Raw genomic sequence first — 13,202 nt, forward strand, 5'->3', positions numbered from 1 at the left:
TCGTCATCCCCGACGAAGGCCACATAACCTCGCATATGGACATCGTCGTCCTCGACGAAGGCCGGCAACCGCGCCATCTGGCCTTCGCGACCCCAGACACGGCAAAAAAACCGGGCCTCCAAAGAGAGCCCGGGTTTTTGTCAGCTGTGATGCTGAGGTGATATTGAGTTTCTACGCCATTATATGGTAGCCGGAGTCGACGTGAACGACTTCGCCTGTGATTCCGCTTGCGAGATCGCTGAGCAGGAATGCCACTGTGTTTCCGACTTCAAGCTGATCCACGTTTCTGCGGAGAGGTGCTTTTTCTTCGATTTCTTTCAAGATTGATTTGAATTCGCCTACAGCAGATGAGCTGAGGGTACGAATCGGGCCTGCGGATACTGCGTTGACACGGAACCCGTCTTCGCCGAGATCGTATGCTAGGTAGCGTACGCTTGAGTCGAGGGCCGCTTTCGCCACACCCATCACGTTGTAGTTCGGCATAGCGCGCTCGCCGCCGAGGTACGTCATCGTAACGATGCTGCCGCCCTCATTCATGATTTTCTTCGCATGTTTCGCAACAACAGTCAGCGAGTATGTGCTGATATCCAGTGCATTTTTGAATCCTTCACGCGTCGTTTCGCTGTAGCCGCCTTTAAGCTCGTCCTTGCCCGCGAATGCGATTGCGTGAAGCAGACCATCGATGCCACCGGTCTTCTCACCGATTTCCCTGAAAGCAGACTCGATCTGCGCATCGTCCTGAACATCACATTCAACAACGATATCATGATCGCCTTCAAGCTCACCCAGAAGCTTTTCCAGCTCACGGCGGAAACGCTCGTTCAGAATTGTGAAAACGAGTTTCGCTCCCATCTGGTCGAGCGCACGTGCTGCACCCCAGGCGATACTGCGCTTATTTGCGACACCCATGATGACATAGGTTTTACCTTCGAGATTCATAAATGATTAACTCCCTTTTCACATTTGGCGCCCGGGTTTTTATTCCCTCTGCCAAAACAATTTATAGTTTGTTATTAGTACCTACTACTAATCTACATTTTTTCATCCCCAATTGCAACAAAAAAATGTTTTTGGTGAATGAAACCCCTCAGCCTCTCCGTGCTCCGCCGCCGGTTCCTGCGAAATCACCGTCAAAAAAAGCCGCCATCGCGGAGGACAGCGGCGTTCATCAGTACAGTTCAAGCTCCCGCTTGAGTTCTTCGACGTAGTCAGTCGCACCGGTGACGAATATCTTGTCATCGACCTGCAGCGGCGTGTCCCCGTGGGGCACGAGCGATTCCTGTCCGCGCAGGATCCTGAGGAAGATGATGTCCCCCGAGAACGGGAAGTTCCTCAGAATCATGCCGTCGTACCTGTAGTTGTTCATGTGTATTTCGTATATGGACGTCTCTTCGTCCGAGAGGAGTTCGATCATGTTCGGCGACTCTATCAGACCTTTGAGCAGCGTCTTGGAGCTGAGCATCGTGGAGAACAGCTCGTAGCCGAGTTTCCTGACTTCTCCCTCCTGGCGCGGGTCGTCCACACGGTAGATGATCCGTTCGACGCCCGCCTCTTTGGCGAGGCCGGCGACCTGCCAGTTAATCGAGGAGTCGTTGGCGCCGACGACAAGGATATCTGCATCGAATGCGTCCAGCGCTTCCAGTGATTCCCTGCTGTATTCCGATATTTCGTGGAACGTCATGTTCTCACTGTTTGACCCCCGCGAATCTGAAAAGTTCCTGTGGAAGATGAGTTTCACATCATAGAGGCCGCCGGCGATGCTGTTTGCCACAGGCACCGTCAGCTGGTTGTTCCCGATGATCGTCACATTGATGACTTTGTTCACTTCTTCATGCACCGGATACAGCTGTTTGAAGAATACCGGTGTGATGATGCATGCAATCACGGCGCTCAGGATGAACATGCCGCTTTCGATGTCGGAAATCATGCCGATCTGCTCGGCGATGACCGCGGCGGCGATGACGAGCGACAGCGTTGAAGTCAAAAGGAAGCTCGCCGCCGACACGCGTTTGATGTCGAAGTAACGCAGCAGCACGGCAACCGGAATCACCTTGCTCAGGAAGTATGCCGCAAGCATCACCGGAATCATGATGAAGACGCGGCTGTCCTGGAACATCGACGGCAGATCGAGGTCCACCCCGACCATGATGAAGAAGATCGGGATGAAGAAGCCGTAGCCGAATGAATCCAGTTTTGTGTGCATATCCTTCTCAGGCTTCAGCAGGCTGACGATACAGCCGGCGATGAACGCACCGAGTATGTTCTCGGCTCCCACGCCTTCCGCCAGTGCAACGAGCATGATGATCAGCGCGAATACACCGCGTATGCCGATCTGCATCGTGCCGTTGTTGAGCTGCTTCAGGAACTGGGCATGGTGCATGACGCGTCCCAGGAAATAGAACAGGACGGCGAACACGACCAGTATGCCCATCAGCCAGATCGGCTGGCTGGAATCCGCATAGAGCTGCGAATAGAGTGCCAGCATGATCATCGTGACAAGGTCCGCAATGACCGCGACGAGCAGGATGATCTGTCCCATCTGCGTCGTGATCAGATTAGTCTCCTTCAGCGTCGGTACAACGACACCGAGGGAGATGGTGGAGATGATGATGACGAGCAGGAACACATCGTCAAAGATGCCCGCCCAGCTCATCATGAATGCAAACAGCAGGCTGAGCAGCAGTATGCCTCCGAATATCGAGAGCGTAAGTGCCAGCGTGTTCGGCAGCGGACGCTTTAATACTTTAGATTTTTTATTCTGCCCGGCTTTCTGGATGAATGCATCAAAGTCGATTTCCAGTCCGCTCAGGAACATCAGGAATATAAAACCGAGCGTCGACAGAATGTTAAGCCATGGATCGTTCGGATCCACGATATTTAAAAACGAATTACCGATGACGACACCGACGATGATTTCTGCAACCACGACCGGCAGGAAGCTGATTTTAAGCCGGTTGATGAGTATTGGGGTAAGCAGGGCTGCCAGAACGACGATGGCCAAGGATAATACGGATGGTCCATGTTCCATAGTTTCTCCTTAGATCAAGTAAGACATAAATGCATTGGCAAGCGAAAAGTAGATCAGCAGACTGATGATATCATTCGACGTCGTGATGAACGGACCGCTTGCCACTGCAGGGTCGATGCCCACACGTGCCATGAGAAGCGGCACCAGTGTACCAAGCAGCGTTGCAAGTGTCATCGCGATCATGAGACTCGTACTCACGATCAGTCCGAGCACCGGCGACTGGTACATCAGAAGGATGATGGTAAACAGTATCGCACCGCAGATGACACCGGTGATGATGCCGGAGCCCATCTCACGGAGTGCGAGCTTCACTTTGCTTGCCTGCTGTATTTCCCCTGTCGCGATACCGCGGACAGCAACGGCGAGGGATTGTGTGCCGGCGTTTCCGGCCATCCCGCCGATGATCGGGATAAAGGCGCCAAGTATTGCGACCTGGGCCAGGGTTTCTTCAAATGTTGTGAGCATGGTCGCTGTGATCATACCCATGAATGTCAGGCCGACCAGCCAGGGCAGCCTGTTTTTTGCAGTGGAAATGGATGAATTCGAAGCCGTTTCGATTTCGCTCATACCGGCGAGCCTGGAGTAGTCCTCCCCCGCTTCTTCATGTATGACGTCCATGATGTCATCGGCCGTGATGATACCGACCAGATGATCCTGGTAATCCACGACCGGCACTGCCAGAAAGTCATAATCCCGCATGATCTGCGCGACTTCTTCCTGATCATCCGATACGCGGACGGAAACGACGCGCCCGGTCATGATGTCCCCGATATATTCATCATCGTCCGCGATGATGAGTTCACGGAGGGACATGATGCCGGCAAGCCGCCGTTCCTCATCCACGACGAACACGTAGTAGATCGTCTCGGATCCCGGGGCTTTCTGTTTCAGATGACGCATCGCTTCACGCACCGTCATCAGTGACGTCACGCTGACGAATTCCGTCGTCATGATACCGCCGGCAGTGTCCTCTTCATAGTTCAGGAGGGCGCGGATCTCTTTCGCATCTTTTCTGTCCATCAGCGTCAGGAATGATGTCAGTTTCTCTTTGGACACTTTATTCAGAATATCCACCGCATTATCGTACTGCATGGCGCCGAGCATATGCGCCGCATAGCGTGCATCCATCGTATCGAAGATCTCTTCGTATTCATCCGGTTCTAGCTCTATGCTGTCGAAGAAGTCGGAGACTTCTTCCGGATCGAGAAAATGATAGAGGCGCGTGCGCATCGCTTCATCCAATTCCAGGAAAAACTCGCTCTGCTCGTATGTATGGAGCTCGAGGAAGTCCCTCCGGAAGTCGTCTATATTATCATCTTTGAGCATGGAGCGCAATGTTTCGTAACTCATCATTTTGTCTTGTTTTTCACTGATATCAGGCAATTCGCCCACCACCTGTCATTTCATCATATAAAAACCTGCCGCAAGACGGCAAAAAAGCATCATTATTATAAAAAAAGCACTTTTTCAAGTGCTTTTTATTCTGCGGAGATAAATGAATCATGAACCCTTCTCCAGAACGGGAACGGTCTGAATCTTGCGAAGCGGATCTTTTCATCCGCCACTCTGAACTGGATGGATTTCACCCCTTTATGTACGAGGTTGATATGGTCTATCGTCAGATTGTAGACTTCACTGTTCACCGGATTGACCTGGCATGTATGGTGCTTCGGCAGCACGAGCGGCGACCCGACCGTCCGGAACACCCGGTTGTTGATCGAGGCGATCTCAGTCATCTGTATCGCTTCGAGTGACGGATGGATCAGTGCGCCCCCGAGGGCTTTATTATAAGCGGTGGAACCGGACGGCGTCGAAATGCAGAGGCCGTCACCGCGGAACCGCTCGAAATGCTGGTTTCTGATATCCACATCCATCACGAGCGTCGTCCCGTTGTTCGTGCGGAGCGTCGCCTCGTTCAGTGCCAGATAGCGCGTCTCCGTGCCGGCTGTCCCATAACGTACGATCGTCTCGAGCAGCGGATATTCGATCACCTGGAACTCATCATTCTGGATCGAGATGATGAGCCGTTCCACTTCATGCGGCAGCCAGTCTGCGTAGAATCCGAGGTGGCCCGTATGCACCCCGACGAACGCCGTATGGTCCATCAGATGCTGGTAGCGGTGGAATGCCTGCAGGAGCGTCCCGTCCCCGCCAACCGAAATGACGATCTCCGGCTTCTTCTCATCCGGCGTCATCCCCATATCGATCATATAGTTCATCATCTTGTCCTTCAGCGCATTCGATTTCGTGTCCCCCTTGGAGACGATGAAAAATTTCATCTGCATCCGCCCTTCCTTCATTAGAATAAAAACCGGCCGCCGTGCGTGCCTATATATTGCGTTTTTTAGTGTAGTATTTTTGAGCGTCCTGAATCTCTTCGCGGATTTCGGACATCTCCTGATCCAGCAGGTATGCCGCTTCCGCCGCATTCTGGAGTCGTTTTTTGATTTCAGGCGGATACTCACCGCTGTATTTGTAATTCAGCGTATGTTCGATCGTCGCCCAGAAGTTCATCGCGAGCGTCCGGATCTGGATTTCGGCGAGGATCACCACCGTCCCTTCGATCGTCTGCACCGGATATTCAATGATGAGGTGGTAGGAACGGTACCCGCTCTCTTTCGTGTTCTCGATGTAGTCGCGTTCTTCGACCACTTTCATATCCGCGCGGCTGCGGATCAGCTCCGTAATGACTTTGATGTCATCGACGAACTGGCACATGATCCGGATGCCTGCGATATCATACATGCCTTCCCTCAGGCGGTCGTATGGAATATCACGTGTGCTCGCTTTTTCAATGATGCTCTGCACCGGTTTCACCCGGGCGGTTACAAATTCAACCGGAGAGGACTGGCGGTTCAACTGGTAGTCTTTCCGCATCCCCTTCAGTTTGATTTTGAGTTCCTCGACTGCCTGTTTATAAGGTCTGAGAAACTTCTCCCATTCTTCCATCACAAACACCCCAGTCTTATGTCCGTACTATAAACCGAATTGCTCTCTGACGGCACTTTCGAATTCTTTGCCGTAATTGTTGTTGTCCACGATGTTATCCAGCAGGAAATCCATCTCTTCCCAGAAATCCGTGAGTATCACTTCATCATTCAGTACGATTTGCGTGTCTTTGAAGTCATTCAGCATGGACCACGTCTCTTTTACGAAGTGCACCCTCTGGAATTCTTCACCGTCGTCCAGCAGATAGATGAAGCTCATGTTATCGGAGTCCACAATCATGCGTGATGCAGCTGTCATCCCCTTGATTTCCTGTTCTGCATGGCATTTCAATGCTTTTTCTTCATATTTGATTTCGTCTACATATATATCCAAATCAATCACTCCTTGCGCACTTTATTCTACCATAATACACCATTTTTGATAACGTTGAAATCTGTTTACTTTACAGTCCATTTCAATTTATAGATAATGTTAGTTAAGGAGTGGATCCCAGATGAAAGAATTGGAAATCGAATTCAAGAATATGCTGAGCGGCCGGGAATACGAACGCCTGCAGGAGAAATATTTCAGCACTGCACAGCCGGTTGTGCAGACAAATTTCTATATAGATACACCAAACCTTGAGATGAGACAGAACAGGCTGCTGCTCCGCATCCGGGATGCTGAAGGCAGTCAGGTCATGACTTTGAAGGAGCCGACGGAAAAAGGCGTGATGGAGTATCACGGCGATGTCCCGAGCGATCTGAACTTCGACCGTAACATCCGTACAGAAGAGCTTCCGGAAATCATACGCGGTGAACTGTCACGCCTCGACATCGATACATCACAGCTTAAAATCTACGGTGCGCTCTCCACTGAGCGCCGGGAGGTTCCCTACAAGGAAGGACTCCTCGTACTCGACCGGAATACATTTTTGGACCAGGAGGATTTTGAGCTGGAATATGAAGTCGACAATCATGACAAAGGGGAAACCCGGTTTGTCCGCCTTCTTGAAGAGGCCGGCATCGAACGCCGCGATGAGGTCACAAAAAGCGAACGCTTCTACAATAAGCTTGACAGCATCAGAACGGGTGATAATTATGCCTATACCCTTTAAGCAGATCGGCGAGGAGAAACTCTACCGGATGATCGACATCTTCTACTCCTATGTTGCTGATGACGACCGGATGAATTTTTTATTCCCGGACGATCTTGCGGAAACAGCCTATAAGCAGAAGCTGTTCCAGACACAGTTCCTCGGCGGCCCGAACCTGTACAACCAGGAATACGGCCACCCGATGATGAAAATGAGACACATGCCCTTCCGCATCACACCAAAAGCGAAGGAAGCATGGCTTGAAAACATGGAGAAAGCGATGAATGATGTCGGGCTCGATCCGGAGCTCAAGTCATTTTTACTGGCGCGTTACACTATGACCGCGAACCATATGGTGAATTCAACAGATTAAGCAGGGTGAGGAAATGAATAATTCTCGCGAACAGTCACTGGTACTAGAGCCGACGACCCACCATGTTGAGATTTTCTACTTTTTTGACCCGTTTTCAGAAAGCTGCCGTGAGATGGAACCCATCATCAACAAGCTGCTGATCGAATATCGTGGACATGTTTCCATCACCAAGATTCTTGCACCGTCACTTACCGTGCTGACCAAGTGCCAGGCGCAATCCACATCAGATGTCGATAACATTGCGCTCGCCTACAAGGCGGCCGAAATCCAGGGACGCAATAAAGCCCGCGCCTTCATACGCTACGTACTGAACCGCATCGCCCCGACGCGCAGCATCTGCACCGTCGAACACATGGAATCAAGCGCGCGTCTCGCCGGTCTTGATATATCCTCATTTTTCAGCGACGCGCGTTCCGAAGATGTACGGACGATGCTCCGCCGCGACCTTTCAGTCTACCGGGAGATGGACGTCGGGACACTGCCCGCCATGGTCTTCTTCTCAGGAGATGTCCATGCGGAAGGTGTAAAGGTGGAAGGCGTATATCCTTATCATATTTACACATATATCATCAATGAACTGGTCGACGCAGAAATAGAGAAACACCCGCTTCCGAGCATTTACGACTATATCGAATCTTTCGAAGTCGTCAGCTTCCACGAGCTGAAAACAGTATTCGAATGGCGCAGCGGACTGCTGCTCAGCGAATTGAAAAAGCTGCGTCTGCAGCGGTTGATTGAAGAAGTAGAGACCGACGAAGGTATCTATTACCAGATATTCGGGGGTACGTCGAGTCTGGGAAAGTAAATTATATGATTGCTTTGCATGAGATGTAATGGAATAGATTTGATTGATTGGAGGACCGGCCCCGGGGGCCGGTCCTTTTTTGTGCCGGGGGCGGACGGCGCCGGGCGTGGCTGTCGTTGTCGTTGTCGTTATCGGCCGTCGTTCGTGTCACGCCCGACTCTCACTCTCTCAAAAACGGCATAAAAAAAGCAGACCCGATTGGCCTGCTTCATATCGTCATTCTTTTGGATTGTGATTGCGCGCTAACGCAATCGATAATACATAAAGATTTAATTAAAATAAAAAAAGCAGCACACCTTCTGTAGTGTGCCGCTCAAACAAAGGGGATGGGAGAAATTTCTCACTGTTTTAACAAAGGGGTATGTTTCAGTGATAAAAATTTCATGTCTAAACTATATCACGGTTTTCAAGGATGTACAACACTTTGAACTACTTTTCACAATAATGACACAATGAAAACGTATTCACAAAGTATTTTTGAAGTCTGACCTTTAAATTCAGACAGAAATGCTGAAAACACGCGATTTCTGTCAAATTCACCGAATAAAAAACGTGTCAGATTTTTGACCAATAACGCCAAAAATAAAATGTAATAATACATCATAAGAGTTATTAATCACTCTCATTTACTTCTACTTATCCCTCAGATCATTGATTCAAACCTCCAGAAATCAATACAAAATCACAGTTTTTCACTCAATATTTCATAAAAACACCCGAATCAGTTCAGCAGATAAACTAAAAAATCAAAAAAAGACAAACCCCGCCAGGAGATTTGTCTGCATTATTTTTATATTTCCGTCTCTTCAAGCAATGCTTCAAACTGATCGAGCTGTTTCTCAAACACTTTCATCGCATTTTCAACCGGTTCGGATGTCGTCATGTCGACACCTGCGTTTTTCAGCACTTCAATCGGATAATCCGAGGAACCTTTTTTCAGGAATTCCCTTACATATCTTTCTGCGGTTTCCGGCCCTTCTTCCAATACCTGCTTGGACAGGCTGGCTGCTGCGGCATACCCTGTGGAATACTGATACACGTAATAGTTCATATAGAAGTGCGGTATCCTCGCCCACTCCACGTTGATATAATCATCATAGTCCACGGCGTCACCGAAATATTTCCTGTTCAGATCACCGTAGATTTCATTGAGCACTCCTGCCGTCAGCGGCTCGCCGGCTTCTTTCATGGAATGGATCTTATGCTCGAACTCGGCGAACATCGTCTGTCTGAAGACCGATCCCTTGAATCCTTCGAGCTGTTCATTCAGGAGATATAATTTCTTCTTGCTGTCATCGAGATTTTTATACATATAATCCGCAAGCAGCGCCTCGTTGAAGTTACTTGCCACTTCCGCCACGAAAATCGAATAGCCGGACATGTTCGACGGCTGGTTCTGACGGCTGTAGTAGCTGTGCACACTGTGACCGAACTCGTGGGTCAGCGTGAACAGATTATTCACATTATCCTGCCAGTTCATCAGAATGAACGGATTGGTGCCGTAAGTTCCGGACGAATACGCACCGCTTCTCTTCCCTTTATTCTCGTAGACATCGACCCAGCGGTTCTCCAGACCTTCACGGATGATCGACACGTACTCCTCACCCATCGGCTCGAGTGACTTCAGCATCCAGTCCTTCGCCTCTTCATAGCTCATCTCGAACTCGATGTCCTTGACCATCGGCATGTAAACGTCATACATCTTAAGTGAATCCAGACCGAGCAGCCTTTTGCGGAGCTCAGTGTAGCGATGCATGAGATGAAGGTTATTGTTCACCGTCTCGATAAGCTGGTCGTAGACCGCTTCGGGAATAAAGTTATTGGACAGCGCCTGATGGCGTGCCGAATCATAACCTCTCGCCCCGGCCGAGAAGACGTGCGTGTTCACGACGCCCTGGAGTGTCTGGCTCAGCGTATTTTTGAAATCACCGTATTTGGTATAGAGGTTTTCATATGCCGACCTGCGCAGCTCACGGTCCTGTGACTTCAGGAGATCGATATACGTCCCCTGTGTCAGCGCATGTTTATTCCCGTCAGAATCAACCGCATCCGGGAATTCCAGGTCTGCATTGTTGAACATGCTGTACGTTGACGACGGACCGGCCATGACCTCGCCGGCCTGTGCAAGCAGTTTTTCCTCTTTGTCGCTGAGGACGTGTTCACGCTTTTTGTTGAGCTTCTCGAGATCGAATGCGAACTCTGAAAGCCGTTCGTCCTCCATCCAGGATTTGAGGGTCTCTTCATCGATTTTCATGATTTCAGGTACGAGGAAACTCCAGGCAGTGCTGAATTTGACCGCAAGCGTCCTGGCTTTCGACTCCAGCGCACTGTAGATATCGTTGGAAGTGTCCTGGTCATGCTTCAGATGGGCGTAGACATAGATTTTGCTGACATCTTCATCAATTTCCCGTTCCGCTTCCAGGGCGTCTGCAAGTGTTTCGGCGGAATCTATAGAACCCTTGAACTTCTCCTCTTCGCCCAGGCGGTTCTCAAGTTCTTTATATTTCTGTTCAAACGCTTCATCCGATTCGAATATCGATGTCAGATTCCACGTGTTTTCCAATTGTTGTTCGTCCCTTGTAATGACTTTTGCCATTCTTACCCCTCCAGTATTCAAGATAAGATAATTTTCTCAATATTCTCTTGAAATTTCAAGTGCCGAAACTTATTGTGAATTATATAACATATAATAGCCGTGCAATAACTCACTCAGCACTTTCTGTTTCGGCGGACTGCCCTGCACAATGCGCATCCGGATGAAATGCCCGAACGCCTCCATGTCGAATGTCCCTTTTTCTATATGATGATACAGGAAAAGCTTCCATTCAAGCGGCGGATTCAATATCCACCGCTCCGCTTCAATCGACCAGCACAGGTGACGCGGCATGTTCTTTGCATCAACCCCCAGATGATACATGAAGGACAATGTCGGATTCAAAACGGATTTCTGCTGCTTCTCCCGGTGGATCATCCGCCCGACTTCATGCTCCGTCAGCTGTACTTTCCGGGGTGCAGGAACCTCTTTCCTCTCAAGAAGCGCCTCTGCCGACACCTCTGTTTTAGTAAACGACCATCTGCCGCAGCCATGGTGGAGATGAAGGATAATCCTGTGCATTTTTTTGGTTTTTGTATTGTACGTGAATAAAGACCGCCGGTAAGCGGTCGAAAACTGGAACTGCGTCGGGATGCACATACCATTATCCATACGGATCGATGCTTCATCAAGCAGCCAGATGACTTCCATGCCGAGCGAATGATAGCCGCTTGACCGCTCCGCGATCAGAGACGCCGGAATGATGGAAAATTGGATTTCCAGGGCGAGTTCATCATCCACCAGCAAATCCGGTATCTGCTCTATTTCAGGCAGATAGTATTCCATTGCGAGCGGTGCAATACCTCTGATTTTCAAATAAAGGTCATGTTTGGCCTCAAGATGGCGTGCCGACTCTCTTTTGTACATGTAACGGATGCAGTCCAGAATCCTGTGATGCGAAAAATGGGGCAATTTGATACTCCCCGACTTGAATGTCACCGGCGCGGCGCAGACAGAGCAGAAGTACTTCCGGTTTTTAACGGCTTCTGCCGCGGTAATCTGGATACCATTTTCATCAACTGCTAAAAACATATAAAAAACCTCCTTTTCTATATATAGGAAAAAAGGAGGTTTTTGATTATTTTTTCTGTCAGATAAATTATTTTACTTTAAAATATTTTCTTACTTGACCTCTGACGTTATTGCTCATGATGATTGTACCGTATTCTTCAATCACCATTGCTGCAATTTCAGCCGGTGTACTGTATTCGAGCAATTTCGCTTCGATGCGTTCGATTTCCATATAATCAAGGCGATAATCGAAGAAAATCTGGTAGTAGTACTTGCCTTTGTGTGTGAACAGCAGGTCTTCGTACTGTGTTTCGTCAAGTTCCACTTCGTGGGTATACTTGATGAGATCTTCTATATCATCGAAATGCACCATTACAGGCTCTTTTGTCACTGGAACTGTTTCCCCGTTGTCTTTCGCCGCTTCATCAAGGAAGCTCTCTATATCTTTATTATTTATATTCATAGGCGTCTGCTCCATTGAGAAAGGATCATCTTCATCGCGTGACTTGGACACTACAACTTCCACTCCTTTGTCATATGCATGCACCTGGATCCAGAGCGGACCTTCCATCGTAAAGTCGTCTTCCTGTTCATGATTTACTTCATCCATGATAGACCAGAAGAATTCTTCGCCGCGTTTTCGGTTCATCCATAGGTCATCCCGGTCGAAGCCGCGTTTTTCAATGTCCTGATACGTAATGAAAAACTTGATCGTCGAATCATTCACTCTTTCAATTCTCATCCTTCTCACTCCTTTTTCACCGAGAATGGTTTCTATATATATATTATACCCCATAAACTCAGGGTAATACCAATTTTGGAATTGTAACCCATTATACGTCAAAACACCCACGGATATCAAGGTATCCGCAGGTGTTATTCAACGTAAGTATCATATATCAGTTTAAGGGGGAAAACTTACATTTCAGCTAAACGTTTAGCTTCCATAAGGTGGAACGTTCTTACAGTACGCGGCAGGAAACGGCGAATTTCATCTTCGTTGTAACCCACCTGCAGACGTTTTTCGTCCATGATGATCGGTCTTCTGAGAAGCCCCGGATTTTCCATGATCAATGTGTACAGTTCATGCATAGGCAGACTGTCAATATCAACATCTAATTTTTGGAAAGTTTTAGATCTGGTAGAAATAATTTCATCCGTTCCATCTTCAGTCATCCTCAGGATGGATTTCACTTCATCTAGTGTAAGTGTTTCAGAGAATATATTTCTTTCAGTATAAGGAATATCGTTTTCTTGTAACCATGCTTTCGCTTTACGGCATGATGTGCAGCTTGGAGAAGTAAAAAGTGTTACCATGTCGCTCACACTCCAATTTCAAAAGATTTGTAACATTGGTCTATACCCGCA

At 48.8% G+C, this 13,202-nt stretch carries 13 protein-coding genes; 3 read left to right on the top strand and 10 right to left on the bottom strand.

The window, feature by feature from the left end; translation table 11 throughout:
- Window positions 1–171 precede the first annotated feature (171 nt).
- The 6 genes from fabI to BM271_RS08995 all read right to left on the bottom strand — a co-directional run bounded on the left by fabI (window position 172) and on the right by BM271_RS08995 (window position 6,358).
- Entirely contained in the window at window positions 172–939 is a 768-nt protein-coding gene (gene fabI, locus BM271_RS08970; RefSeq protein ID WP_046789552.1) for an enoyl-ACP reductase FabI, read from the bottom strand.
- Between the two features lie 229 nt (window positions 940–1,168).
- Entirely contained in the window at window positions 1,169–3,028 is a 1,860-nt protein-coding gene (locus BM271_RS08975) for a monovalent cation:proton antiporter family protein (RefSeq protein ID WP_046789551.1), read from the bottom strand.
- A 9-nt stretch (window positions 3,029–3,037) separates the two neighbouring features.
- Window positions 3,038–4,381, bottom strand: a complete 1,344-nt coding sequence (gene mgtE / locus BM271_RS08980; RefSeq protein WP_046791424.1) for a magnesium transporter — start codon at window positions 4,379–4,381, stop codon at window positions 3,038–3,040.
- A gap of 125 nt (window positions 4,382–4,506) precedes the next feature.
- Window positions 4,507–5,457, bottom strand: coding sequence for an NAD kinase (locus BM271_RS08985; RefSeq protein ID WP_338061314.1), 951 nt, complete (start codon window positions 5,455–5,457; stop codon window positions 4,507–4,509).
- Window positions 5,357–5,977, bottom strand: coding sequence for a GTP diphosphokinase (gene yjbM / locus BM271_RS08990; RefSeq protein ID WP_046789550.1), 621 nt, complete (start codon window positions 5,975–5,977; stop codon window positions 5,357–5,359). Before yjbM ends, BM271_RS08985 begins: the two co-directional genes overlap by 101 nt.
- Window positions 5,978–6,004: 27 nt before the next feature.
- On the bottom strand, window positions 6,005–6,358 hold the full coding sequence (locus BM271_RS08995) for a UPF0738 family protein (protein ID WP_234960521.1): 354 nt from the start codon (window positions 6,356–6,358) through the stop codon (window positions 6,005–6,007).
- A gap of 112 nt (window positions 6,359–6,470) precedes the next feature.
- Here BM271_RS08995 and BM271_RS09000 point away from each other — a divergent pair, with 112 nt between their 5' ends.
- The 3 genes from BM271_RS09000 to BM271_RS09010 are packed head-to-tail and all read left to right on the top strand — an operon-like array spanning window position 6,471 to window position 8,230.
- Window positions 6,471–7,073: a CYTH domain-containing protein gene (locus BM271_RS09000; RefSeq protein WP_046789548.1), complete on the top strand. Its 603-nt coding sequence runs from the start codon at window positions 6,471–6,473 to the stop codon at window positions 7,071–7,073.
- Window positions 7,057–7,425 (top strand): globin domain-containing protein, encoded by a 369-nt coding sequence (locus tag BM271_RS09005; protein WP_046789547.1) that lies wholly within the window; start codon window positions 7,057–7,059, stop codon window positions 7,423–7,425. The genes BM271_RS09000 and BM271_RS09005 overlap by 17 nt, the downstream gene beginning before the upstream one ends.
- Before the next feature lie 13 nt (window positions 7,426–7,438).
- Window positions 7,439–8,230 (top strand): DsbA family protein, encoded by a 792-nt coding sequence (locus BM271_RS09010; protein WP_046789546.1) that lies wholly within the window; start codon window positions 7,439–7,441, stop codon window positions 8,228–8,230.
- A 790-nt stretch (window positions 8,231–9,020) separates the two neighbouring features.
- On the opposite strand, the gene pepF is transcribed toward BM271_RS09010, so the two are convergent.
- The 4 genes from pepF to spxA all read right to left on the bottom strand — a co-directional run bounded on the left by pepF (window position 9,021) and on the right by spxA (window position 13,151).
- Window positions 9,021–10,826, bottom strand: a complete 1,806-nt coding sequence (gene pepF, locus BM271_RS09015) for an oligoendopeptidase F (protein ID WP_046789545.1) — start codon at window positions 10,824–10,826, stop codon at window positions 9,021–9,023.
- 69 nt (window positions 10,827–10,895) lie between these two features.
- Window positions 10,896–11,855, bottom strand: coding sequence for a competence protein CoiA (locus tag BM271_RS09020; protein ID WP_046789544.1), 960 nt, complete (start codon window positions 11,853–11,855; stop codon window positions 10,896–10,898).
- A 67-nt stretch (window positions 11,856–11,922) separates the two neighbouring features.
- Window positions 11,923–12,576: an adaptor protein MecA gene (mecA, locus tag BM271_RS09025; RefSeq protein ID WP_046789543.1), complete on the bottom strand. Its 654-nt coding sequence runs from the start codon at window positions 12,574–12,576 to the stop codon at window positions 11,923–11,925.
- 176 nt (window positions 12,577–12,752) lie between these two features.
- Entirely contained in the window at window positions 12,753–13,151 is a 399-nt protein-coding gene (gene spxA, locus BM271_RS09030) for a transcriptional regulator SpxA (RefSeq protein WP_046789542.1), read from the bottom strand.
- Window positions 13,152–13,202: the final 51 nt, after the last annotated feature.

This window comes from Salinicoccus halodurans, assembly GCF_900114445.1.
Taxonomy (GTDB): domain Bacteria; phylum Bacillota; class Bacilli; order Staphylococcales; family Salinicoccaceae; genus Salinicoccus; species Salinicoccus halodurans.